The organism is Corynebacterium sp. Marseille-P4611, from assembly GCF_916618765.1.
Lineage (GTDB): Bacteria > Actinomycetota > Actinomycetes > Mycobacteriales > Mycobacteriaceae > Corynebacterium > Corynebacterium marquesiae.
On record NZ_CAKAKD010000001.1, the window covers coordinates 1,143,173 to 1,167,739 of the forward strand.

Annotated in this window: 21 protein-coding genes, 1 tRNA gene and 1 pseudogene; 9 read left to right on the forward strand and 14 right to left on the reverse strand. The window is 61.8% G+C overall.

Annotated features, from left to right (window positions below; translation table 11 throughout):
- Positions 1 to 4: 4 nt before the first annotated feature.
- From LG376_RS05535 to LG376_RS05545, 3 genes are read right to left on the reverse strand one after another with little or no spacing between them, the layout of a single operon-like run.
- Complete coding sequence (locus tag LG376_RS05535; RefSeq protein ID WP_225746430.1) at positions 5 to 919, reverse strand: metal ABC transporter permease; 915 nt, start codon at positions 917 to 919, stop codon at positions 5 to 7.
- Complete coding sequence (locus tag LG376_RS05540) at positions 897 to 1,598, reverse strand: metal ABC transporter ATP-binding protein (protein ID WP_225746431.1); 702 nt, start codon at positions 1,596 to 1,598, stop codon at positions 897 to 899. The genes LG376_RS05535 and LG376_RS05540 overlap by 23 nt, the downstream gene beginning before the upstream one ends.
- Complete coding sequence (locus LG376_RS05545; RefSeq protein WP_225746432.1) at positions 1,598 to 2,563, reverse strand: metal ABC transporter solute-binding protein, Zn/Mn family; 966 nt, start codon at positions 2,561 to 2,563, stop codon at positions 1,598 to 1,600. Before LG376_RS05545 ends, LG376_RS05540 begins: the two co-directional genes overlap by 1 nt.
- An 80-nt stretch (positions 2,564 to 2,643) precedes the next feature.
- On the opposite strand from LG376_RS05545, the gene LG376_RS05550 reads away from it, so the two are divergent.
- Positions 2,644 to 3,741, forward strand: coding sequence for a LacI family DNA-binding transcriptional regulator (locus tag LG376_RS05550; protein ID WP_225746433.1), 1,098 nt, complete (start codon positions 2,644 to 2,646; stop codon positions 3,739 to 3,741).
- A 25-nt stretch (positions 3,742 to 3,766) separates the two neighbouring features.
- Here the strand turns inward: LG376_RS05550 and otsB are convergent, their stop codons facing one another.
- The 5 genes from otsB to LG376_RS05575 form a co-directional block, all read right to left on the reverse strand.
- The gene (otsB, locus tag LG376_RS05555; RefSeq protein ID WP_225746434.1) at positions 3,767 to 4,549 is read right to left on the reverse strand and encodes a trehalose-phosphatase; all 783 of its coding nucleotides are present in this window, start codon (positions 4,547 to 4,549) and stop codon (positions 3,767 to 3,769) included.
- Positions 4,550 to 4,567: 18 nt separating this feature from the next.
- Positions 4,568 to 5,089 carry a hypothetical protein gene (locus tag LG376_RS05560; RefSeq protein ID WP_198492049.1) on the reverse strand — a complete coding sequence of 174 codons (522 nt, stop codon included), beginning with the start codon at positions 5,087 to 5,089 and terminating at the stop codon, positions 4,568 to 4,570.
- Positions 5,086 to 6,528, reverse strand: a complete 1,443-nt coding sequence (locus tag LG376_RS05565) for a trehalose-6-phosphate synthase (protein ID WP_225746435.1) — start codon at positions 6,526 to 6,528, stop codon at positions 5,086 to 5,088. The genes LG376_RS05560 and LG376_RS05565 overlap by 4 nt, the downstream gene beginning before the upstream one ends.
- 14 nt (positions 6,529 to 6,542) lie before the next feature.
- Positions 6,543 to 6,914 (reverse strand): hypothetical protein, encoded by a 372-nt coding sequence (locus tag LG376_RS05570; RefSeq protein ID WP_005325749.1) that lies wholly within the window; start codon positions 6,912 to 6,914, stop codon positions 6,543 to 6,545.
- A gap of 86 nt (positions 6,915 to 7,000) precedes the next feature.
- Entirely contained in the window at positions 7,001 to 8,737 is a 1,737-nt protein-coding gene (locus LG376_RS05575; protein WP_225746436.1) for a threonine/serine exporter ThrE family protein, read from the reverse strand.
- 150 nt (positions 8,738 to 8,887) lie between these two features.
- On the opposite strand from LG376_RS05575, the gene LG376_RS05580 reads away from it, so the two are divergent.
- Positions 8,888 to 8,960 (forward strand) — tRNA-Thr (locus tag LG376_RS05580).
- 28 nt (positions 8,961 to 8,988) lie between these two features.
- On the opposite strand, the gene LG376_RS05585 is transcribed toward LG376_RS05580, so the two are convergent.
- Positions 8,989 to 9,543 carry a TetR/AcrR family transcriptional regulator gene (locus tag LG376_RS05585; protein WP_225746437.1) on the reverse strand — a complete coding sequence of 185 codons (555 nt, stop codon included), beginning with the start codon at positions 9,541 to 9,543 and terminating at the stop codon, positions 8,989 to 8,991.
- Complete coding sequence (locus tag LG376_RS05590; protein WP_225746438.1) at positions 9,509 to 11,020, reverse strand: MFS transporter; 1,512 nt, start codon at positions 11,018 to 11,020, stop codon at positions 9,509 to 9,511. The genes LG376_RS05585 and LG376_RS05590 overlap by 35 nt, the downstream gene beginning before the upstream one ends.
- Before the next feature lie 172 nt (positions 11,021 to 11,192).
- On the opposite strand from LG376_RS05590, the gene LG376_RS05595 reads away from it, so the two are divergent.
- From LG376_RS05595 to LG376_RS05605, 3 genes are all read left to right on the forward strand, one after another.
- Positions 11,193 to 12,938: a pyruvate dehydrogenase gene (locus LG376_RS05595; protein ID WP_225746439.1), complete on the forward strand. Its 1,746-nt coding sequence runs from the start codon at positions 11,193 to 11,195 to the stop codon at positions 12,936 to 12,938.
- 186 nt (positions 12,939 to 13,124) lie between these two features.
- Entirely contained in the window at positions 13,125 to 13,829 is a 705-nt protein-coding gene (locus LG376_RS05600; RefSeq protein ID WP_005325775.1) for a response regulator transcription factor, read from the forward strand.
- 12 nt (positions 13,830 to 13,841) lie between these two features.
- Entirely contained in the window at positions 13,842 to 15,347 is a 1,506-nt protein-coding gene (locus tag LG376_RS05605) for a cell wall metabolism sensor histidine kinase WalK (protein ID WP_225746440.1), read from the forward strand.
- Here LG376_RS05605 and LG376_RS05610 read toward each other — a convergent pair.
- The gene (locus LG376_RS05610) at positions 15,344 to 15,772 is read right to left on the reverse strand and encodes an HIT family protein (protein WP_225746441.1); all 429 of its coding nucleotides are present in this window, start codon (positions 15,770 to 15,772) and stop codon (positions 15,344 to 15,346) included. The two genes, LG376_RS05605 and LG376_RS05610, sit on opposite strands and share 4 nt — an antisense overlap.
- Positions 15,773 to 15,807: 35 nt before the next feature.
- Between LG376_RS05610 and purD the strand changes: the two genes are divergently transcribed.
- Both purD and purB read left to right on the forward strand, forming a co-directional pair.
- Entirely contained in the window at positions 15,808 to 17,082 is a 1,275-nt protein-coding gene (gene purD / locus LG376_RS05615; RefSeq protein ID WP_225746442.1) for a phosphoribosylamine--glycine ligase, read from the forward strand.
- A 41-nt stretch (positions 17,083 to 17,123) separates the two neighbouring features.
- Entirely contained in the window at positions 17,124 to 18,554 is a 1,431-nt protein-coding gene (gene purB / locus LG376_RS05620) for an adenylosuccinate lyase (RefSeq protein WP_198492039.1), read from the forward strand.
- 115 nt (positions 18,555 to 18,669) lie between these two features.
- On the opposite strand, the pseudogene LG376_RS05625 reads toward purB, so the two are convergent.
- The 3 genes and pseudogenes from LG376_RS05625 to LG376_RS05635 form a co-directional block, all read right to left on the reverse strand.
- Positions 18,670 to 19,859, reverse strand: a pseudogene (locus tag LG376_RS05625) (IS3 family transposase); the annotation flags it as partial.
- A gap of 83 nt (positions 19,860 to 19,942) precedes the next feature.
- Positions 19,943 to 21,177 (reverse strand): IS3 family transposase gene (locus LG376_RS05630; RefSeq protein ID WP_225746443.1). Its coding sequence is split into 2 segments (ribosomal slippage): positions 19,943 to 20,889 and positions 20,889 to 21,177, totalling 1,236 coding nucleotides; the frame shifts between segments, so codons are not numbered across the junction.
- Entirely contained in the window at positions 21,161 to 21,304 is a 144-nt protein-coding gene (locus tag LG376_RS05635) for a hypothetical protein (RefSeq protein ID WP_225746444.1), read from the reverse strand. Before LG376_RS05635 ends, LG376_RS05630 begins: the two co-directional genes overlap by 17 nt.
- A 146-nt stretch (positions 21,305 to 21,450) precedes the next feature.
- Between LG376_RS05635 and LG376_RS05640 the strand changes: the two genes are divergently transcribed.
- Both LG376_RS05640 and LG376_RS05645 read left to right on the forward strand, forming a co-directional pair.
- Positions 21,451 to 22,344, forward strand: a complete 894-nt coding sequence (locus LG376_RS05640; RefSeq protein ID WP_225746445.1) for a phosphoribosylaminoimidazolesuccinocarboxamide synthase — start codon at positions 21,451 to 21,453, stop codon at positions 22,342 to 22,344.
- Positions 22,345 to 22,393: 49 nt separating this feature from the next.
- The gene (locus LG376_RS05645; protein WP_225746446.1) at positions 22,394 to 24,517 is read left to right on the forward strand and encodes a S9 family peptidase; all 2,124 of its coding nucleotides are present in this window, start codon (positions 22,394 to 22,396) and stop codon (positions 24,515 to 24,517) included.
- Positions 24,518 to 24,567 lie beyond the last annotated feature (50 nt).

The following is a 24,567-nucleotide window of genomic DNA, read 5'->3' on the forward strand; positions in this document are numbered from 1 at the left end:
CAGTCTAGTCGGCGTGGTGCTCCTCGGCGGTGCTGTGGCAGTCGGCGTGGAAGCGCCTAGCGGCGACCTCGTCCCGCACTGCCCTTTTATTGCGCTGCCAGCCAATGAGGCGGCACACCAGGTAAATGACAAAAGAAATCGTGGTGACGAAAACCGAGACCGGCAGGCCGGGCGCGAGCGACAAGACAAAACCGCCGACGGCCGAGACCTCAGCAAAGATGGTGGCCCACATGACCGCGCGCAGGGGCGAGGAGGTAATCTGCACGGCCGCCGCACCCGGGGTAATGAGCAGCGCCATGACGAGCAGCGAGCCGACGATTTGTACCGACTGTGCGGCCGCCAAACCTACGAGTACGGCGAAGGTGACGGAAATGAAGCGGGTGGGTACGCCTGCGGCCTGGGCCATGACCGGGTCGGCCGAGGCGAAGAGCATGGGCCGCCATAGGATGGCGACGGCGGCGAGTATGACCACGGTGGTTGCGGCCAAGAGCCATACCGAGGCCGAAGACACACCGACGATCTGGCCGGTCAGCAACGTCATCGCGGTATTTGCATTGCCGGGGTAGAGGTGTAAAAACAGCACCGAGAGGCCGAGGCCAAAGCTCATGACCACGCCGATGGCGCTATCTTGTTGGCCCTTAAAGCCCAGCACGGCGAGGATGATGGCGGCGACGATGGCGCCGGCCACCGCGCCGAAGCCCAGGTTGAGGCCGAAGAGCAGCGCAGCCGAGGCACCCATGAGCGCAAGCTCGGAGGTGGCGTGGACGGAAAAGGACATCTGGCGCAGCACGATGAGCGAGGTCATCACGCCGGACAGGATGCCCAGCAGCGCGGAGGCGATGAGCGAGGACTGCACAAAGTCCACGCTGAGCAGGTACTGGGTGTCTTCTACAAAGCTAGACAACGATAAGCCTCCCATCGACGTTTAAGACGTTGACCTTGGAACCGTAGAGCTCGGAAAGGACATCGGAGCGCATGACCTCATCCACGGTGCCGAAGGTATGGCCGCCAGGGGCGAGGTAGAGCACCTTATCGGTCACACCGAGTACGGGGTTGATGCCATGGGTGACAAACATGATGGAAGTGCCACGCTCGCGGCGCAGCGCATCTAATTTATCCACGGTGTCTTGCTGGCGCGCCGGGTCGAGCGAGAGCAGCGGCTCATCGGCGAGAATGAGCTCCGGATCATTGGCCAGCGCTTGGGCCTGGCGGATGAGCTGCTGCTGGCCGCCGGATAGCTGTCCTACGCGGCGGTCGCGCAGGCCAGTGGCGCCCACCTCGGCGAGGAGCTCGTCGACGCGGCGGCGGGGCGGGCGGCGGCGTCGGAAAGCGCCGTGTGCCAGGGAGAGCGAGACTAAGTCGCGGGCGCGCAGAGGCAGGTCGGCCGGGAACATGCGCTGCTGTGGGATGAAGCCCACGCGGCAGCTAACGTCGACGCTGCCGCCCGTGAGCTTGCGGGTGCCCAAGATGGTGCCGAGCAGGGTGGATTTGCCCACGCCATTGGGGCCCAAAACGGCGATAAACTCGCCGCGGTCAACGGCGAGGTTAAGGCTGGACCACAGCGGGGCAACCGCTGCGTCATGAAACTGGATGAGCACTAGAGCTTCCCCAGGGAATCGGTGACCTCGTCATAGTAGGTCCAGAATTCTTTGCCATCCGGTGGGGTCTCGCCGATTTCGACGATAGAGACGTCCGCATCCTCCGCGGCGGACTTGATGCGGCCGGCGGTATCGGTTTCGGTCTGTGGGTTAAAGATAAGTAGGTCGACCTTGTCTTCCTTGATGGCCTTGGTGAAGGCGGCGAGGTCGGCCGCGGTGGGCTCGCCCTCAGAAATGGTGGCCTTGCGGTAGCCCTCTGGGGTGACATCCTTGCCGGAGGTGTACTTCATGATGTAGTCCGCAATCGGCTCGGTCTGCGCGTAGGAGAGGTCGCCCGGCAGTTCCTTGAGCTTGTCGCGCAGGCGGTCGACGTGGGAGTCCACGCGCTCGGTGCTGGCATTGGCATCGGTATTGAGTTCGTTGATCTGGTCAGCGATATTTCCTGCGACCTCGTCGAGCGCGGCCGGGTCGTACCAAATGTGCTCGTTGCCCTCGATGTTGGTGACCTTCTCCGGGTCCTTCTTGGCGGTGGCCTTGGCGGCGTCGATGGTCATGACATTGGGGTCATCGGCCAGCTTGCCGTGATCGGTAAGCGGCAGGGCGGAGATGATGTTGTCCTGGTCGGAGACGGCCTGGTAAATCCAGGAATCGTAGCCGCCACCGTTGACCACGAGCAGGTCCGCGTCCTCGGCCTTGGCGATATCGGCCGCGGAAGGCTCGAAGTGGTGCGGGTCGACGCCGTTGCCCTCGACGATGGGCTTGACCTCGATGTCCACGCCGGAGGCGGTATCGGCCACGGCTTGGGCGACGTCGGCCCAGATGGAGGTGGACGCGACGATGGAAATCTTCTTCTGGGCGCCCGGCTCGGCGGCCGAGTCCTCGGTGTCGGAGGAGCAGGCGGTGGCGGTCAGCAGGAGGCCACCGGCCGCGAGGAGGGCTGCGGATGCGCGAAGTGAGGTATGCATAGCTTCCAGTGTGCGTTTGATGGGAACCATTGTCAATTGAATATGTATTGAAAACACGGCCGCGGGGTATGCTTGCGGCCATGGTGAAACGCAGCCCCACCCGCAAGACGCTAGCCTCGCTGGCCGCCGAACTGGGTGTTTCGCGCACGACGGTATCCAATGCTTATAGTCGGCCGGACCAGCTTTCGGCCGCAACGCGCGAGCGCATCCTGGCGGCGGCGAAGGCGCGGGGGTATCCTGGGCCGGACCCTACGGCCCGCAGCCTGCGCACTCGCCGCGCGGGCTCGGTGGGCGTGCTGCTGACCGAGCACCTGTCCTATGCCTTCGAGGACATGGCCTCGGTGGATTTCCTGGCTGGCATGGCAGAAGCCTCGGCCGGCGCGCAGACTACGCTCACCCTCATCCCGGCCGGTCCTGAGGGCGAGGCGGAGGCGGCCAGCCTGGTGGGCTCGGCTGCGGTGGATGGCTTTGTGGTCTACTCCGTGGCGGCCGAGGATGCCTACCTCGAGGCGGCGCGCGGCCGCGGGCTGCCGGTGGTGGTCTGCGATCAGCCGACGGATTCGGGCCTGCCGTTCGTGGGCATCGATGATCGCGCGGCGATTGCCCCGGCCGCCCGCGCGCTGGTGGAGGCCGGCCACCGCAAGATTGGAGTGCTGGCGATTCGTCTCAAACGCGAGCGCCACGATGGCCCCATTTCGTGGGGTGAGCTGCAGGGCGCCGATATGCACGTGCAGCGCGCCCGGGTCATGGGTGCCATGGACGTCTTTGCGCAGGCGGGCATCGCGCCCGAGACCGTGCCCGTGGTTACTCAACACATCAACGATGCGCACACCACGCGGGCGGCCGCGCAGTTGCTTCTCGACGCCCACCCCGACCTCACCGCCGTCCTGTGCACCACCGACTCGATGGCGCTGGGCGTGATGACCTATGCGCGCGAGCGGGGCATCGACGTCCCCGGTGAGTTATCCGTTACCGGCTTCGACGGCATTGATGCGGCGCAGCGCCTTGGCTTGACGACGATCGTCCAACCCAATAAGGCCAAGGGCGCGGCCGCCGGCCACATGCTCGCTAAGCTCATCGCCGGCGCCGAGCGTTCGGACGCGAGCGAAACTGCGGTGCTACGGCGCGTGCTGCAGACCAGCTTCGCGGCCGGGCGGACGGTGGCGACGCCACGCTAGGAAGGCTGTACTCCACAGCGCTGTGCTAGGCTGCGCCGCCGGCGTCGGGGCGGCCGGCATGGGCCGCGCGGGCGGCGGCGAGTTCGGTGAGGAAGTGGGCGACGGCGTCGACGTCGGCAAGCTGCACTACGGCCGCGGTCTCGCCCTCGCCGACCTTGACGCCAACGTCTGGCGGCTGGTGCAGGGCGCGGAAACCGTCCTCATCGGTGACGTCATCGCCCAAGAAGACCACGGCGGTGGCTCCGGTGCGCTCGCGCAAGTTCTCAATCCACGTGCCCTTGGTGGCCTGGGTGGCGGAGAACTCCACCACGGACTTGCCGGCCGTGCGCGGGAAGCCGCCCGGATCGAGCGCGAGGCCGGCCTCATAAGCCTGGGCGGCAGCCTCTGGATCGGAATCCTCGAGCGCGCGCAGGTGCAACACGCGCTGGAAGGGCTTGACCTCGATATCCGCGCCGGGGAAGCGCTCCATGATCTCGCGAATCTCGGCTTCCTTGGTGGCGAGGTGCTCGCGCATCGCGGGGGTCAGATCTGTCTCCTCCCAGGAGGATTCGGCACCGTGGGAGCCGCCAAAGAGAACGGGCTCGCGCAGCGGGCACACGCGCTGGAGACCTTCGAGATGGCGGCCGGAGAGAACGGCCGCGGTGGTATTCGGCAGGTGGGCCAGTTTATCCAGGGCGCTCAGTGATTCCTGGTTCATTTCGACCTCATAGATAGCCGTGGCGAAGGGGGAGAGCGTGCCGTCGAAGTCCGAGACCACCGCGAGGTGCTCGGCGGCGGCAAGGGCCTTGATGGCAGTTGAAAGCGTCATGGCTTATAGCCTACGCAACTAACCGCCGAGGGAAACCAACTTGATAGACGGTGAGTCCACTTCATCGGTGACCAGTTCCAAGACCAGTTGGTTATTGGAATTGACGGTGTAGTGGAAATCGTGGTCCGCGGAAATCAGGTTGCGTAGCAGGTTATCGGCCCACACGGAGGCGCCGTGGCAATCTTCGGCGGTCTCGTCAAACTCCACCTCATCAAAGTGGAGGCGATTGCCCTCGCGGATGTTTTGGCGCTCATCATCGGCGGAATAGATCACCTTGCCCACCATTTGGGCACACCCGGTGGTGCCCACCATCGTGGATTCACCAAAACTCAACGTGGGTGCCTGCGGAATGGACTCCGGGATGGTGGAGGCGGCATCCGGGGTGGTGTTGATGGAGACTACCTGCCACTGTTTGTCCAGGATCTGCTCATCGCCAGGGGCTTTCGGTTCCTCGTCGCTGGAGCCACAGCCGGCCAGTAGTGCGGCGGCACAGGTTGCGGCAATGGGCGCTGCGGCCAAGCGGGGAAAGCGAGACATCATGCGCCCGCCCCCAGTTCTTCGGCTTGGCGCAGGCAGCCCAGGAAGGACTGGGACCATAGCTGCACGTCGTGCTCGGTGACTTGCCGGTGCATGGTGAGCATGCGCTGGGTCATGGTGGAGGGGGCGTCGTCAAGCGCCTTGAGCGCATTGAGCAAGGCGGCCTTGACGGACTCGATATCGAAGGGATTACACAGGTAGGCCTGGCTGAGCTCATCGGCCGCGCCGGCGAACTCGGAGAGCACCAGCGCGCCCGAGCCATCGTCGTGGCAGGCCACGTATTCCTTGGCCACCAGGTTCATACCGTCCTTGAAGGGGGTCACCAGCATGACATCGGCCATGCGGTAGTAGCAGCGCAGGAGACTCTTGGCCACGCCCCGGTGCTGGTAGTGCACCACCGGGTGGCCTACACGGGCAAAGCGCCCGTTGATGCGGCCAACGGCTTCTTCCACCTTGGAGCGGGTGGCCTTGTAATGGTCGAGGCGCTCGCGCGACGGCGTGGCTAGCTGCACCAGCGCTACCTCTTCCGGGTCGAGCACGCCGGTGTCAAGTAACTCCTCAAAGGCGGTCAGACGCTGCAGGATGCCTTTGGTGTAATCGAGGCGATCCACGCCCAAGATGATGCGCTTGGGTGAGCCCAGCTCTTCGCGCAGCTTGGCGACGTCCCCCTTCTCCTCCCCAGTGAACGCGGCAAAGTCCTTTGCGGCGATAGAAATAGGGAAGGCACCCACGCCGATGGTGCGCCCCTGCGGCAGGCAAATATGCGCGGTGACCTCGCGGGTGCTGGCCTCGCCTTCCACGTCGAGGCCCTGGCGGCGGGCAAGCTCCAAGAAGTTGCGGGCATTGGCCTCCAAGTGGAAGCCAATGAGATCCGCGCCAAGTAGCCCGCGCACGAGCTCCTCGCGCCAGGGCAGCTGGCGGAAGAGATCGGCAGAAGGGAAGGGGATGTGCAGGAAGAATCCGATGGTGAGATCCGGGCGCTTCTGGCGCAGGATGCCAGGCAAAAGCTGCAGCTGGTAGTCCTGTACCCACACGGTGGCGCCCTCGGCGGCGACTTCAGCTACTTCATCTGCAAAACGCAGGTTGACCTCGCGATAGGCGTGCCACCAATCGCGGTCATAGGTGGGGGTGACGATGAGATCGTGGTAGAGCGGCCACAGGGTGGCATTAGAAAAGCCCTCATAAAAGCCCTCGAAATCGGACTCGGTGAGCTTGACCGGGTGCAGCAGCACGCCGGCATCGGTGCGGAAGGGCTCTGGTGCGGCATCGGCTACACCGGGCCAGCCCACCCAGCAACCCTGGTGTGATTCGAGGACTGGAGACAATGCGGTGACCAGACCGCCCGGCGAGGGCGTCCAGGTATGGCTGCCATCAGGTCGGGTCTCCAGATCTACCGGCAGGCGGTTGGCCACCACCACGAAGTCATTGCCACGCTCACTCATGGTGCAAAAATAACTTAAGACTTCTTAGTGGACTTTTTCGTTGCCTTCTTGGAGGCCTTCTTCGTTGCCTTTTTGGTGGCCTTCTTTGTAGCCTTCTTGGTCGACTTCTTCGTCGATTTCTTGGTGGACTTCTTAGTCGACTTCTTCGTGGACTTTTTGCTGGATTTCTTGGTCGACTTCTTCGGAGCGGCATCGGCCTGCTCCGCCAGCACCTTCTTGTGCACCAGGCCCTTTGGCTCCACGCCCAGCATGGACATCAGGGTCACGCCGTCGAGGAAGTCCTGCGCATAGGTGGCCACGATGCGGCGGGCTGCGCGGGAGGTCTCCTCCTCAAGGGCGTGATTCTGGTCAGCCTGTGGGTGGGTGTCTTGGACCTTGGGTGGCACGACGTGTCCTCCTGAACGTTGTGGAAACTACTTAAGCGCTTGCAAGAAAAGCTATCAGAGCAAATATTGTACGCTACCGGCGGCGTTTAGGGCCGCTCGGGTCCGGATTCGGTGCCCGGCTGCTCCGGCTTCTGGGCACGAAACGTTTCGGTGCCCGGCACGGTATAGGTGGTCTTCTCGCGCTGCTGCGGCTGTGCCGGCCACTGGGAATCCTCCGGCCACAGGTCCGCGGCCGAGCGGGTATGCGGCGCATGGTTTTGGGCCTCGTGGCGCGGGTGCTGCTGCGGCGGCTTCGGCCCGAGCTTGGGTGGTAACTCCGGGCGATTGACGCGCGGGGCAAACGGGGACATCGGCACGCGCGGGATGCGCGGGGCCTTGCGGGCCAAGTGCGTGGCCTTATGGAAGGAGAAGCGGCCGATGCGCTTGAAGGTGGTGTACGGGCGGAAGTACTGCGGGCGGCGCAGGCGGCGAGCCACGCGCTCGCCCAGTACTACGCCGGCGGCCAGGGCGCCGGAGATGGCTAGCGCCATCGCCATATTGGTAAAGCCGGTAATCATCTGCTCATTGAGCGAGGCGTACATGCCGCGGTAGAGCATGAGGCCGGGCAGCATCGGCGTATAGCCCACGATCATGGTGATAAGCGGCGGAATTCCCCAGCGGCGCGACATCAAACCGCCGGCCAGGCCAACGACCACCGCGGAAAGACCAGAGGCAATCACTGGGCCGACGTCGAAGGGCACCACCACGAAGTAATAGAAAATCATGCCGGCCGCGGCCGTAAGGCCAGACATGGTGACCTCAATCCAGGCCGCGCCGCAGGCCAGTGCAAAGGCAGCAGAACCCGTGCCCCCAAGCAGCACTAGCAGTGGAATTTCGTGGTAGACCGGCGGGGCCAGCGTGGCTAGCGGCGGCAGGTTAAAGCCCAGGGAATCGGCCAGCTGGATGCCCACACCGACGCCGGCGATGATGGCGCCGGTAGATAGCAGCGCCTCAAAGAAGCGGGCGGAGGAGGTGACGGGGGCGCGCGTGATGCCGTCGACAAGCGATTGCACCAACGTCAGCCCCGCCACCAGCACGATGATGCCGGAGGCAATGATCTGCGCGGGCGAGAAATTAATGCCGAAAGAGGCCGCGGCATTGTACAAAATGGCGGCCGGGAAGACGGCGAAAAAGCCGCCGACCACATTCTGATAAAAGGGCGGCAGGCGGTAATTAGCCAACCAGGCGTTCAGGCCCATGATGAACGCGGAGACTACAAACGCCACCACGCCGACGAGCAGGTCGCCACCAAGCATCATGGAAATCAGGCCACCCATCGCGCCCCAGCCGAGCATGACCGTGGACGGCTTATAGGGCGCTGGCATGCGGTCGATCTCGTCGAGGCGCTGCTCCGCCATGGCCGGCGGCATCTGGCCGGAATGGATGGAGCGAATGAGCTTATCGACGGCCGCGAGCTTGGAAAAATCCACGCCAATGCTCGGCACCACGCGGAAGACGTGCAGGTTCTTGCGCTGCTCACCGGTGCCGATGGTGGTGTGGATGGTGATGGTATTCATCAAGATGTCCACGTGGCAGTAGTGCAAACCATACGACGACGCTGCCAGGTGCACCTGGGCGCGCGCATCCGAGTTGGCGGTGCCGGCTCCGATCAGGATTTCACCAATGCGAGCGGCGATCTCCATAACGCCGGTAACTTGAGCAGCGTCGGTCAGATCGACCGGGGCGAGTGGTGATGGCGGCGGTGCGGCTTTAGCCGCGTCGATGATGGCTACCTGGCCCGAGGAAGCGCGCAAGCGCTCCCGCATAGCGGACAAAAATGACACGGAAATAACCCTCAAAAAAGCGCTGGGAATGTGGGAAAGTTTCTGCCTGAACTTTAGTCCCTGCACCCTGTCAATGCATAGATGGGGGACCGCTTTCCCCTCGGCGCTGGTGCTCGGGTACTATGCAACGAGCGGGATTTCTCCCGCGGTGCTGGAGTGGCGCAATTGGTAGCGCAACGCACTTGTAATGCGTAGGTTGCGAGTTCAAGTCTCGTCTCCAGCTCAAAAGGAGGCTGGGCCCCGGTGTGGGCCTAGCCTTCGGTGGTTTTTGAGGGGGCGTCGATAAGCCGAAAAAGCCGGTCGACCATGCGCTGGCGATTGGCGGGGGAGAGCTTGCGCTGGTTGAGGTGATCGTGCACCCACAGGCCGGTACTCAGGAGCATGACCAGCAGATCATCCTCGTCCGTCTCGGCGGCGGAAGGATCGACCATCCAGCGTGCATCCACCTCGGCCCACTGGGCGGAAAAATCCGGATGGGTCTGGGAATGTACGCACATCAAAAGTTGGATGAGCGGGTCGTTCTTGCCCATCGACAATACGAGCGCTCGGGAGCGCTCGGCCCAGCTGAGCTCGCTTGCCGGGTGGCCGCCGGCCAGGCGCTCGAGTTCTGTTTCCCAGCGTGCGGCGCAAAACCGATGGCAGTCTACGAGCAAGTCGTGGCGGGTAGGGAAGTGATAAATGAGACCAGACTTGGACATGCCGGTCGCTTGCGCCAGGGAGTCGTAGGTAAGGCCAGAGACGTCCTCGGCGGCGATGATATCGAGCGCAGCTTCAAGGGCTGTGGTCTTTTTGTTGAGTCGCGGCATAGGGAACTCCTGATTTGGGGTTATCGCGGAAACACCAGGCGGTTATCGCGGCTAGGAGCAAGGCGAAGCAAGCTAGGCCGCCGATGGTGGAAAGATATCCGGCATTGTAGGCGCTAGCGGCGGCCGCGTGGGAAGCAGGGTGGTGCAGCGCGTCGGTACCCTGTTCCGCGAGGTGGGGCGACAATTCGCGGGCCATGAGCAGCGGCACAAGGGTGCCGGTTAGTGCAATGGAGATCAGGGTGCCGAACTCATAGGAGACCGCTTCTACACCCGAGGCCATGCCCGTGCGATGAAGGGGCGCGGCATTGATGATGGCGGTGGAGGACACGGACATGGCCAGGCCCGCGCCTAGGCCGGTGAGCACTAGGGCGGAGACGAGTAGGGGAAGCGTCTCACCCCGGCTCACCACCACCAGGGCCATGCCGGCGGCCATGAGCAAGAATCCGCCGCTAATGAGTGGGAGGAACCCCACGCGATGCAAGATGGCGCCACCCAGGATGGAGGTAGGGATGGCAGAGAGCGCCATGGCGGAGATGATGAGGCCGGCGTGGAGGGGTGAGAGGGTGTCGACAAGCTGCAGCTTTTGAGTACTCAGCAGTTCCAGGCCGGCGAGGCCGAACATGGCGCCGCCGGCAGTTAGGGCCCCGCCGCTAAAGATGCGGGAGCCAAAGATATCGAAGGTCAGCAGGGGATCTGACAAGCGAGCCTGGCGGCGGCCAAAGGCGAGCGCGCCGCAGATGAAGACGATGCCTGCGGCGGCGCTCACCGGCCAGTTGTGTGCCAGAGATTTAATGGACAGCACTAGGCTGGCGAGAGTGATAAGGGAGTACAGGGACGAAGGGAAGTCCCAGTGTTTTAGGGGGTTCGGAGCGTTTGGTGGGGCAAGGAACAAGGTCAGCACAATGGTCACGACCACAACCGGGACATTGAGCAAAAAGACCGAGCCCCACCAGAAATGCTCCAAAAAGAAGCCGCCCACGGTAGGGCCAGCCGCCGCGCCGATGACGGCGACAGAACCCCAGATGCCAATGGCCGTGTTGCGCTCCACCTCATCGGGAAAGGTCAGACGGATGAGCGCCAGGCTCGACGGCATCATGATGGAGGCACCGCAGCCTAAGAAGGCGCGGCCTAAAACCAGCGTCCAAGCGCTGGGGGAATAAGCGGCGAGCAGGGAAGCGCCGCCGAAGACGGCCAAGCCGATGAGGAACATCCGCCGGTGGCCGGTGCGATCGCCCAGTGTGCCGGCGCCAAGAAGGAGGCCGGAGAGCACCAACGCGTAGGCGTTGATAATCCAGAGCTGCTGGGTATCGGTCGTGTGCAATTGCTGTGACAGCTGCGGCAATGCGGTGTAGAGGATGGAATTATCCAGCCCAACCATGAGTAACCCCAGAGAGATGACGGCGCAGAAAGACCACCGCTGGGCGGCCGTGGAGGCCGCAGCGGTGTGGTCTTGTGCGCGGGGCGGGTGGATACTCATAGTGCAGTAAACAGTACCGAACGGTCGTTACAGTTTGCATCCGAAGATAGGTTAGTATTGCCTTCCTCACAGCTGGGCGCAGTGTGTGAGTGTATAGGAGATGAGTGGACTTTCCTGCGGTCTAAGTAGCACAGTGGTATTAACACCAATTAAGAGTTAAGGATGATTTTTAATGGCACGTAATTATGCAGAACAGCTAGTTGACACCCTGGAAAAGCAGGGTGTCGAGCGCATTTATGGCCTCGTCGGTGACTCCCTGAACCCGATCGTGGATGCCGTTCGTCGCTCCTCCATCGAGTGGATTCACGTCCGCAACGAGGAAGCAGCAGCCTTCGCTGCTGAGGCAGATTCCCTGACCACCGGCAAGCTGGCCGTATGTGCCGCATCCTGCGGCCCGGGCAATACCCACCTGATCCAGGGCCTGTACGATGCCCACCGCAACGGCGCCAAGGTGCTGGCACTGGCTTCCCACATCCCATCCCGCCAGATCGGCTCCAAGTTCTTCCAGGAGACCCACCCAGAGGCAATCTTCCAGGAGTGCTCTGGCTACTGCGAGATGGTCAACTCCGCTGAGCAGGGCGGCGTTGTCCTGCACCACGCCATCCAGTCCACCATGGCCGGCAATGGCGTTTCCGTCCTGGTTATCCCGGGTGACGTTTCCATGCAGGACGCTGAGGATGACTCCTTCGTCGAGTCCAAGATCTCTGCTGGCCGCCCAGTCGTCTTCCCGGATCCGGCCGAGGCCGCTGCCCTGACCCAGGCCATCAACGAGGCTAAGTCCGTCACCCTCTTCGTTGGCGTCGGCGTCAAGGACGCCCGCGAGCAGGTGCTCAAGCTGGCGGAGAAGATCAAGGCTCCCATCGGCCACGCCCTGGGTGGCAAGATGTACATCCAGTACGAGAACCCGTTTGACGTGGGCATGAACGGCTTGCTGGGCTACGGTGCGGCACACGAGGCCACCCACGAGGCTGACCTGCTTATCCTGCTGGGTACCGACTTCCCGTACAACGACTTCCTGCCGGATGCCAACGTGGCACAGGTGGACATCAATGGCGCCCATATCGGCCGCCGTACCAAGATTTCCTACCCGGTCACCGGTGACGTAGCCGCCACCATCGAGAACATCTTGCCGCACGTGGATGAGAAGAAGGATCGCTCCTTCCTAGACAAGATGCTCAAGAAGCATTACGACAAGCTGGAGAACGTCGTTGAGGCTTATACCTCCAATGTGGATAAGCACACCCCGATCCACCCGGAGTACATTGCGGATCTCATTGACAAGAACGCCGATGAGGATGCCATCTTCACCGTCGATACCGGCATGTGCAACGTGTGGGGCGCTCGCTACATCACCGCCAACGGCAAGCGCGAGCAGATCGGCTCCTTCCGCCACGGCACCATGGCCAACGCTCTGCCACAGGCACTGGGTGCACAGGCCGCTAACCCGGGCCGCCAGGTCATCACCTTCTCCGGTGACGGCGGACTGTCCATGCTGATGGGTGAGCTGCTCACCGTGAAGCTGCACAACCTGCCTATCAAGATGTTCGTGTTCAACAACTCTTCCCTGGGCATGGTCAAGCTGGAGATGCTGGTGCAGGGTCTGCCGGAGCACGAGACCGACCACGAGTCCGTCAACTTTGCCAAGATTGCAGAGGCTTCCGGCATTAAGCACTTCCGCATCGAGGAACCGAAGGACGCACCGGAGCAGATCAAGAAGGCGCTGGCTTATAACGGCCCGGCTCTTATCGACGTCGTTACTGACCCCAACGCCCTCTCCCTGCCACCGACGCTGACCATCGAGCAGCTCATGGGCTTCTCCAAGGCTGCCACCCGCACCGTTCTGGACGGTGGCGTTGGCCAGATGATCACCATGGCAAAGTCCAACCTGCGCAATATCCCGCGCCCGCAGGACTTCTAAATAGCGCGCTGCGCTAGCTGCCACGCCCTTCCTCACCTGGGGAGGGGCGTGGTTTTCTTTTGCCTCGACCAGGGCGCTAATCCACGTTCACAGGATTCAGGCAGAAACTCTTCAGTAGGCTGGGAAGCAAGCGTGCCATGATGACGTGTTAGAAAATCGCAACCTTTAAGGGAGTCTGAGGAGAACATGGAAGACACTAAACTCGCCAAGGTGCTTGTCGTCGATGACGAACCCAATATTGTGGAGCTGCTTACCGTATCGCTGAAGTTCCAGAACTTCGAGGTGTACAGCGCCAATTCCGGTAACGAGGCGCTGCGCATTGCCCGCGAAGTAAACCCAGATGCCTACATCCTGGACGTCATGATGCCGGGTATGGATGGCTTCGAGCTGCTGGGCAAGCTGCGTCAAGAAGGCCTGGACGGCCCGGTGCTCTACCTCACCGCTAAGGACGGTGTGGACCAGCGCATCCACGGACTGACCATCGGCGCGGATGATTACGTGACCAAGCCATTTAGCCTGGAAGAAGTTATCACCCGTCTGCGCGTCATCATGCGCCGCGGTGGAGCGGCGGAAGAATCCACCAACGATGCCACCATGAGCTACGCGGATCTAACGCTCAATGATGACACCCATGAGGTCACCAAGGCCGGTGAGCTCATCGAGCTTTCTCCCACCGAGTTCAACCTCCTGCGCTACCTGATGCAAAACAAGGAAGTGGTGCTGTCTAAGTCCAAGATTTTGGACAACGTGTGGCACTACGATTTCGGCGGCGATGGCAACGTGGTCGAGTCCTATATCTCTTACCTGCGCCGCAAAATCGATACCGGCGAGACGCAGCTGATCCACACCGTGCGCGGCGTGGGTTATGTACTGCGCACCCCGCGCTCCTAAAGTGCTTAAGTAATGGAAGATTCACAGGAGACCCAGGGCCAGGCACCTGCGACGGCGACGGCGCGCCCGCAGTCCATGTGGCATGAAGGCCTGGGCCAAGGCGAAGGGGAGAAAAAGTCCTCCAAGCGGCGGATGTTTTCCCAGATTCCGCAGGCAATGCCGCTGCGTACGTGGTTGGTCATCCTCCTCGTTGTGGTCTCCGGGCTCGGCATTACAGGCTCGTCCTTTGCGGTGAATTCCATCATGCGCAACGTGCTCTTCAATAACGTCGATGATGAGCTGCGATCCGCGTCGACCACATGGGCGCGCGATATCAGCAATGACTTTTTCATCGGCGATCACACCAAGCGCCCGCCCACCGAATACGTGGTGCTGAACTACCTGCCCAATGGCACCATCCGCTACTCGGGCCCCTCGTCGACTACCCCGAATGCGGAGAATATCCCGCTCGGCGGCTATCCCACCACCGTGGGTTCCATCGAGAACAACACCAAGTGGCGCGCGCTCGCCTTCGCGGATTCCAATGGCGTCATCACGGTCATTGCCAAGGATATGACCCACGAGAAGGAAATCCTGCACGGCCTAGCCATGGTCCAAGTGACCATTGCCGCCATCGCCTTGGCCGCCATTGCGGCCGTGGGTTTCTGGTTTATCCGCAGGGCGTTGCGGCCGCTGCGGGTGGTGGAAAAGACGGCGTCGGAAATCGCGGCAGGTGACCTAGACAAGCGAGTCCCCAAGTGGCCGTTGCACACCGAAGTGGGCCAGTTGGCCGCCGCACTCAATATCATGCTGGGGCAGCTGCAGCGCTCCGTTGTGCGTGCGCAGGAGAAAGAGGAACAGATGCGTCGCTTCGTCGGCGATGCCTCGCATGAGCTGCGCACGCCGCTGACCAGCCTGCGCGGCTATACCGAGCTCTATCGCTCGGGCGCCACCAAGGACGTGGATCTGGTCTTTTCTAAGATCGATGATGAGTCCAAGCGCATGTCCCTGCTGGTGGAGGACCTGTTGGCCCTTACCCGCGCCGAGGGTACGCGCTTAGACATGCACCCCGTAGACCTGCTGGAGCTGGCCTTGTCCGTGGGCTCTTCCGCGCGTGCGGCCTTCCCCGGCCGTGAGATTAAGGTGGCCAATGATGCCAAGTCCATCCCGGTGGTCAATGGCGATGCCAGCCGCCTGCATCAGGTGCTGCTCAACCTGGTGACCAACGGTATCCGCCACGGCGGAGAGGATGCCACGGTGACGCTGCGCCTGCGCCGCGAGGCCAATGATGTGCTGGTCGATGTTATTGACGATGGCAAGGGCATGTCCCAAGACGACGCGGCGCATATCTTCGAGCGCTTTTACCGCGCCGATACCTCGCGCACCCGCGATACCGGCGGCTCCGGCCTGGGCTTGGCCATCGTCCACTCCCTAGTGGAGCAGCACGATGGCAGCATTAGCGTCGACTCCGAGCTCGGCCGCGGCACTACCTTTACGGTGCGCCTGCCCGCGCTTGCCGACGCCCCCTCTGAGCCCTAGCCCTCCCGAACGCCGTCCTCGTTGCAGCCGAGGTGCTGGCGGATGCGGGCGGCCGCCTCATCCATCGCGGCATCGTCTGTGTTATCGGCGTCGAAGGCCTTGGCAAAGTCATACTCTTCCATCTTCTCGGTGGGGAAGAGGTGAATATGGGTATGCGGGACATCGAATCCAGCGATGATGTAGCCGGTGCGCGGGGTATCAAACGCGGTCTTGATAGCGCCGCCGATTTCCAGGGCGACCTCGTTGAGGTGGGCCCAGGTCTGGGGATCCAGGTCGGTCCACTTATCTACTTCCTCGATGGGCACGACCAAGGTGTGGCCGTAGCGCAGCGGCTCGATGGAGAGGAAAGCCACGCAGGTCTCATCGCGGTAGACAAAGCGAGCGGGTAGTTCACCATTAATGATCTTTGTAAATACAGAAGCCATGTGTGCCAGGCTACCCGCTGGTTATGATGGTGGGCATGCGCATTCTCGTAATTGGTTCGGGCGGCCGTGAACACGCCCTTGTCAAGGGCCTGTCCGCCGACCCCAAGAGCACCGAAATCCACGCCGCGCCGGGCAGCGCGGCCATGTCCGCCCTCGCTACCGTCCACCCGGATTACTCCCAGGTAGATGACGCTGATCGCATGGTGGAGCTCGCCCAGAGCATCGCCGCGGACCTCGTTGTCATCGGCCCTGAGGTTCCCCTCGTCGCCGGCGTGGCCGATGCCCTGCGCGCGGCCGGCATCGCTGTCTTCGGCCCCAGCAAAGACGCAGCCCAGATCGAGGGATCCAAGGCCTTTGCCAAGGACGTCATGGAGTCCGCCGGCGTCAAGACCGCCCGCGCGGAGCAGCTGCGCCCTGGTGCAGGCGAGGACGACATTGAGGCCGCGCTCGACCGCTTCGGCCCGCAGTTCGTGGTCAAAGACGACGGCCTGGCCGGCGGCAAGGGCGTGGTGGTCACCCCGGACCGCGCCGCCGCCCGCGCCCACGTCGAAGCCGTCCTCGCGGCCGGCAACCCGGTGCTGCTGGAATCCTTCCTCGACGGCCCCGAAGTCTCGCTCTTTTGCTTAGTCGATGGTGAGACCGTCGTCCCGCTGCTGCCGGCCCAGGATCACAAGCGCGCCTATGACAACGACGAGGGCCCCAATACCGGCGGCATGGGCGCCTACACCCCGCTGCCGTGGCTGCCGGAGGACGGCGTACAGCGCATCGTGGACGAGGTCTGCGCCCCTGTGGCCAAGGAGATGGCGCGCCGCGGCACCCCTTATTCCGGTCTGCTTTACGCCGGCCTGGCCTGGGGCGAAGAAGGCCCGGCCGTAGTCGAGTTCAACTGCCGTTTCGGCGATCCGGAGACCCAGGCCGTGCTCTCCCTGCTCAAGTCCCCGCTGGCTGAGGTCCTCCACGCCACGGCCACCGGCACCCTCTCCGAGCTCCCGCCGCTGGAGTGGGAGGATGGCTTCGCCGTCATCATCGTCATGGCGGCCGAGGGCTACCCGGCTTCCCCGCGCAAGGGCGATGCCATCTCTGGCGCTGCCTTGGACGATCCGCAGCGTGTCCTCCATGCCGGCACCGTGCATACCGATGGCGCCTACCGCACCGCGGGCGGCCGCGTGCTCAGCGTGCTGGGTAAGGGTGCCACGCTTGCCGACGCCCGCGCAAACGCCTACGCCACCGTCGACGGCATCGAGTTTGCGGGTGGCTTTGTGCGCCGGGACATCGGCAAGCGAGCAGAAGACGGTGAGATTTCTCTCTAACCTTTCACCCCGCGGCGGGGCAGGCATGGAATAATAGCCACGTGGCTGAAAAGAAGAAGATTTCCAACGTCCTGTCCTCCCGCTATGCCTCCGCGGAATTGTCCAATATCTGGAGCCCGGAGCATAAAATCATCTTGGAGCGCAAGCTCTGGATCGCGGTCATGCGCGCTCAGAAGGATCTGGGCGTAGACATCCCCGCCAAGGCCATCGAAGCCTACGAGGCCGTGGTAGAGGACGTGAACCTCGAGTCCATCGCGAAGCGCGAGCGCGTCACCCGCCACGATGTGAAGGCCCGCATTGAAGAATTCAATGCGCTGGCCGGCTACGAGCACATTCACAAGGGCATGACCAGCCGCGATCTCACCGAGAACGTGGAGCAGCTGCAGATCCACACCTCGCTGGAGATCATCCGCGATAAGGCCATCGCCGTGGTCTCCCGCATCGGACGGCACGCCGCCGAGTACCAGTCCTTGGTCATGGCGGGCCGCTCCCACAACGTGGCCGCGCAGGCCACCACGCTGGGCAAGCGCTTCGCTACGGCCGGCGATGAGATGCTACTGGCCATCGAGCGCGTTGAAGAACTCTTGGCACGCTACCCACTGCGCGGCATCAAGGGCCCGATGGGCACCTCCCAAGACATGCTCGATCTCATGGGCGGCTCCGAGGACAAGCTCGCCTCCCTAGAGACCGCGATCGCGGATTACCTGGGCTTCCACCGCATCTTCAATTCCGTGGGTCAGGTCTATCCGCGCTCCCTCGACTTCGACGCCATCTCCGCCCTAGTGGAGCTCGGCGCCGCCCCGTCTTCGCTGGCCACCACCATCCGCTTGATGGCCGGCAACGAGACCGTCACCGAGGGCTTCAAGGAGGGCCAGGTCGGCTCCTCTGCCATGCCGCATAAGATGAACGCCCGCTCCTGCGAGCGCGTCGGCGGCCTGCAGGTCATCCTCCGCGGCTACCTCACCATGGCTGCGGACCTCGCTGGACAGCAGTGGAACGAGGGCGATGTCTTCTGCTCCGTCGTCCGCCGCGTCGCGCTTCCCGACGCCTTCTTTGCCCTCGACGGCCAATTCGAAACCTTCCTTACCGTCCTCGACGAGTTCGGCGCCTTCCCCGCCATGATCGACCGCGAACTGGAGCGCTACCTGCCCTTCCTGGCCACCACCCGCATCCTCATGGCGGCCGTGCGCGCCGGCGTGGGCCGCGAGACCGCCCACGAGGTCATCAAGGAAAACGCCGTGGCCGTCGCGCTCAATATGCGCGAAAACGGCGGCGAGCAGGACCTAGTACAACGCCTCGCCGCCGATGATCGCCTGCCCATGGACGAGTCCGACCTCGAGGCCGCCCTGGCCGATAAGCACGCCTTCATCGGCGCCGCCGAGTCCCAGGTCAGCCAGGTGCTCAACCGCATCAACGCCCTGGTAGGTGAGCACCCCAAGGCCGCGGCCTATACCCCGGGCGAGATCCTCTAAAGCGAGCCTCGCTGGGCGCGCTTTCCTTTCGCAGTGCGTCTTCCTTTTTCGCATTTCGATCAAATAAGCCCCGAATCCCACTGAACTGGCCCCCGAAAGTTGGACTGGTTTAATTCTAGGTGGTTAGGGCTTCAAGGGTCTGATTTCGATATTGCATCGGGGTCAGGCCCTTGAGTCGTTGTTGGATGCGTTCGGTGTTGTACCACTGGATGTACTCGTCGATGGCCTGGTTGAACTCTGCGACGGTGTCGAAGACTTCTCCGTGGTACATCTCGGTTTTTAAGTGCCCGAAGAAATTCTCCATGACCGCGTTGTCGTAACAGTTGGCTTTACGCGACATTGACTGAACACCACCGTTGTCATGAATCAGGTTGCGCCAGGACGAATGCTGGTACTGGAAACCTTGATCGGTATGCATCATCCACCCAGGCTCAGGCGCACACGTTTTAATCGTCTTAGTTAAAGAATCGGCGGTAAACGCTGTCGACGGCGATGTAGCCACGGTGTGGGCAACGATTGAACGGTCGAACAGATCCATCACCGGTGACAGGTAGACCTTGCGGCCTGCGACCCTGAACTCGGTGACGTCGCTAACAAAGACGGTATTTGGCTTATCTGGAGTGAACTTGCGGTCAAGTGTGTTGTCGGCAATGTGGCTGATCGTCCCGTTATAAGAAACATATGGCCTGCGCTGGCGGACCTTGGCTCGAAGCCCCATCTCGCGCATGAGTTTGTAGACGAGCTTGTGATTGACCACCCACCCCTGGTTGCGCAGGTCAAGTAGCACTCGTCGGTAGCCGTAGCGATACTTGTTGCGCTCGAAGCTTCCCCGGATCGCGTCTTTGAGCGCAGCGTGCTTATCCGGATCGCTGAGTCGTTTCTGGTGATAGAAGAATGTCGACCGTGCCATGCCGGCCGCATCCAAAAGGTATTGCAGACGATGCCGTGACTTGAGGATGACAATCGCCTGGACCTTCAGGCGTGTCCCTGATTCCTCAAGTCCCGCAATTTTTTTAGATATGCGTTTTCCGCTTCCAACCGCGCGATCTGGCGACGCAGCTTCGCTTCCTCCGAAAGCGGCTTCGGCGTGCCCGAACCCTTGGGCCTGCCCTTCGGCTTCGGTTTTAGTGCCTCATCGCCACCTTTACGCCATTTCCTCGACCATCCGCCGACCAAGTGCTCTGATGACAGGCCAAACTCGCGCGCAAGATCCATCGCTGTCTCACCAGAAAGGTGGCGTTGGACAACTTCCTTCTTGATTTCGAACGAATACTGCTGCTTAGTCGGTTTTTCCACAAGACATAGTCTGCCATGCAGCTTAAACCGACGACAGAGCATACGGGCGGCGTATGTGGAGACACCAAGATGAAGTGCCCCGAGTTTTGTTCCTAGGCATTTGCCTTGATTTTCATTATTACTTGCGGCGGGTTCTGCTTCCAAAAATCGGATTCCACTTCGACTGGGGTTCGGTATCCCAAGCTTTGGTGAAGCCTCGTTTCGTTCCACCATGACACCCATTCGAACGTCGCGATTTCTACCTCGACAACGTCATTCCACCTGCGAGTATGGATCAGCTCGTTCTTGTATGAGCCGTTAACGTTTTCAGCCAGAGCATTGTCATAGGAGTCGCCAACTGTTCCAGTGGAAGCGGCAATCCCGTGCTGGGCAAGACGCTCGTTGTAGACAACGCTGACGTACTGCGAGCCGTGATCCGAATGGTGAATGAGACTTGTTGTTTCCTCAGCACACGCGATCGCCTGGTTGAGAGCTTGCAGCGGCAATGCCTCGGTGCGCATAGAGTCTGATAACGCCCACCCAACGATCCGTCGGGAGTAAACGTCGGTGACAAACGCGGCGTACACAAAGCCTTTCTTCGTGCGCACATACGTAATGTCAGCCACCCACAGTTTGTTCGGGCCGGGGGCTTTGAATTCACGCTCGACCAAGTCTGGGCGCAGATCAGGCACGTTAGGCTTACGGGTTGTGAGAGGTGATCTGCCTTTGCCTTTGCCAGAAACACCGGCCAAGCGCATTAAACGGGCAGTTTGTTCACGACCGATATCAATTCCGTCACGGCGGAGAGCATGCCACATTTTCCGTACACCGTAGACACCGTAATTATCCCAATGAACAGTTCTAATGCGTTCGACCAGCACAGCATCACGAAGGCGACGAGCACTTAACCCACGGGCCTTGGACTGGCGATAGCCACGCGAGGTGATGAACCCACCAGACCGGTTATTCTTCAACGTCTTACAGATGAACTCGACAGAGAAACGATTCCGGTATTCATCGATGAACCGGATCATTTCCGACGTTTTGGGTCGAGTTCCGACGCGAAAAAAGCTGAAGCGGCCTTCAGCAGCTCGTTAGTGTCGCGTAGCTCTTGATTTTCACGGCGTAACCTCGCGTTTTCCGCGGCCAAGTCTTCAGGCACAGGTTCTGGGATGTTTCCCGCACGACGGGCCTGTTGAGTCCATTGACGAGCTGTGTGCCATGAAACCCCCAGCTTTGGAGCTACTGCCTGGCACGCGGCTTGCATCGACATATTTTCCGCCAAGATGCGGTCCTCTACAAGACGGACCACACGGTCCTTTGCATCCTGGTCAAATTTTCTTGGCATATTCCAGATTTTCCCATCTACTCAAACGGAACAAAACCTGGGACACTTCAAGAGCAGTAGCAGCGGCACGATAGCCCACGCCTTGCTCAAATAGTTCAACCAACTGCTCCCGCTGATGCTCACTCACCAAACTTCGAGCTCTCAATGAAAACTACTCCCCACTAATCGGAAACTGATTTCTCAGTCCAACTAATGGGGAGCAGTTCACACGCGGATTTCGGGGCTTATTTGATCGAAACGTGCTCGCTACCCCAGGGCGCTAGAATGAAGGTCATGCGACCTGAGCTTTCTTCTTATACCCATCTTGCCTCCGGCAAGGTCCGCGATATCTACGATGTAGACGAGAACACCCTTCTGATGGTGGTCTCGGACCGCATCTCGGCCTACGACCATGCCCTCGAACCGGCCATCCCGGACAAGGGCCGCGTGCTGACCGCAACCTCGAAGTTCTTCTTCGACTCCATCGATTTCCCCAACCACCTGGCCGGCCCGCTCGATGATGAGCGCATCCCCGCCGAGTGCCTTGGCCGCGCGATGGTGGTCAAGAAGCTGGATATGCTGCCCTTCGAGTGCGTGGCCCGCGGCTTCCTCACTGGTTCCGGCCTGAAGGAGTACAAGGCCAACGGCACCGTGTGCGGCATCGAGCTGCCGGAGGGCCTGGTTGAGGCTTCCCGCCTGCCCGAGCCCATCTTCACCCCGGCCACCAAGGCGGAACAGGGCGAGCACGATGAGAACGTCTCCTTTGACTACGTAGTGGACAAGCTGGGCGCCGAGCGCGCCGAGGAGCTGCGCGCGGCCACCCTCCGCATCTACTCCGAGGCCGCCGCGCTCGCGGAGGAGAAGGGCATTATCCTTGCCGATACCAAGTTCGAGTTCGGCCTCGACAAGGACGGCACCCTCGTGCTGGCCGATGAGGTCCTTACCCCAGATTCCTCCCGCTACTGGCCGGCCGATTCTTATGTGGAGGGCGAGGTCCAGCCGTCCTTCGACAAGCAATACGTGCGCAATTGGCTGACTTCTGACGCCTCCGGATGGGATCAAGCCGCCGACGGTACCCCGCCCCAGCTTCCCGACGACGTCGTTTCCGCCACCCGCCTGCGCTACATCGAGGCCTACGAGCGGCTTTCCGGCGAGCGCTTCGCGGACTTCCTCTCGCCCGAGGCCTAACTCCCCTTAGGCTTCCAGCCCTGGGGCGCCACGCGTACAGTGGGGCGGCATGAGCAACGAGAATCTTTCCGCCCCCGTGGCCGCCGTCCACCCCGTGACCCGTTCCTTCCACGGCCGCGAGTTCGTGGATAACTACGAGTGGCTGCGCGATAAGGAATCCCAGGAAACCCTGGATTACCTCAACGCAGAAAATGATTACACCAAGGCGAAGACCGCGCACTTGGATGAGATGACGGAGAATATCTTCCAGGAGATTAAGTCCCGCATCAAGCAAACCGATATGTCCGTGCCTTCTCGCCGCGGCGATTACTGGTACTACGGCCGTACCGAGGAGGGCAAGAGCTACGGCTACTCTTGCCGGCTCCCGGTAGAGGAGGGGGCTGACCCATGGACTGCCCCGGTTATCCCAGAGGAAGGCACCCCGGAAGGCGAGGAGATTATCCTCGACGCCAACGCGCTGGCGGAGGGCAAGGACTTCTTTGCCCTCGGCGCCGCCTCCATCTCTGATTCCGGCCGCTACCTGGCCTATTCCGTGGACTTCGCCGGCGACGAGCGCTTTGAGCTCTATATTAAGGACTTGGAAAGCGGAGCGCTTCTCGACGACCACCTCAAGGGCATCTTCTACGGCGCCACCTGGGCCGGCGACGGCTATATCTTTTACACGACCGTCGACGAGGCATGGCGCCCTGACGCCATCTGGCGCCACAAGGTAGGCACCGCGCAGTCCGAGGACGTGCAGGTGTTTAAGGGAGAAGATGAGCACTTCAACGTCGGCATCGGCAGCGCTCGCTCTGATAAATACCTCTTCCTTGGCGTGAGCTCCAAGGTGACTTCTGAGGTGTGGGTCCTCGAAGAAGACAACCCCGAGGGTGAATTCCGCCTGCTGTGGGAGCGCGAATCTGGCGTGGACTACGACGTCGATCACGCCGTCGTTAAGGGCGAGGACTACTGGATCGTCACCCACAACGCCACCGGCCCCAACTTCGAGGTGGGCTATACCAAGGCCGAAGGCGACCTGCCCGCTCTTCGGGATCTGCCCGCGCTCCTGCCTCATAAGGAAACCACCCGCATCGAGGGCGTGGATACCTACCGCGACCAAATCGTGGTGGGTTACCGTCGCGGTGGCATCGGCCGCGCCGCCATCATGCGCATTAGCGACGGCTTTGGCGAGTTCGAAGAGCTCAACTTCAATGAGGAGCTCTTCACCGTTTCCGTATCCGGTAACCCGGAGTGGGACGCGCCGGTGCTTCGCGTGAGCTACGTGTCTTTCACCCAGCCCTCCCAGCTCTTTGATTACCGCGTGGACACCGGCGAATTTACCCTGCTCAAGGAGCAGGAGGTTCCCGGCGGTTATAACCCGGATGACTACGTGGCCTACCGCCTGTGGACCACGGCTGCCGACGGCACCGATATCCCCGTATCCATTGTCCACCGCGCCGACCTCGACCGCACTCAGCCGAATCCGACCCTGCTCTATGGTTACGGTTCCTATGAGGTCAGCGTGGATCCGGCATTCTCCGTTACCCGCCTGTCCCTCATGGACCGCGGCATGATCTTCGCCGTGGCCCATGTCCGTGGCGGCGGCGAGATGGGCCGCACCTGGTACGACGACGGCAAGATGCTCAAGAAGAAAAACACCTTCACTGACTTCATCGATGTCGCCGATGACCTCATTGCCCGCGGGGTGACCACCGCTGACCAGATGGTGGCCGAGGGCGGTTCGGCCGGGGGCATGCTCATGGGCGCGATTGCCAATATGGCCCCGGATCGCTTCACCGCCATCCAGGCCGTCGTGCCGTTCGTCGATCCGCTGACCTCCATTCTCATGCCGGAGCTTCCACTCACGGTCCCTGAATGGGAAGAGTGGGGCGACCCGTACCACGACCCAGAGGTTTATGACTACATGAAGTCCTACTCGCCGTACGAAAACATCGAGGCCAAGGACTACCCGGACATCCTGGCCATTACCTCGCTCAACGACACCCGCGTGCTCTATGTTGAGCCGGCCAAGTGGATGGCCCAGCTGCGAACGACGGCCACCGGCGGCGAGTTCTTGCTCAAAACCGAAATGGCCGCAGGCCATGGCGGCGTGTCCGGTCGCTATGAAAAGTGGCGCCAGAATGCCTTCGAGTACGCGTGGACCATCAACAAGGCCACCGGCTTGGAGAAGTAAAACCCGGATAGGGGGCCAACGCGCGAATCCTGAATTCCTGTGCGATAATT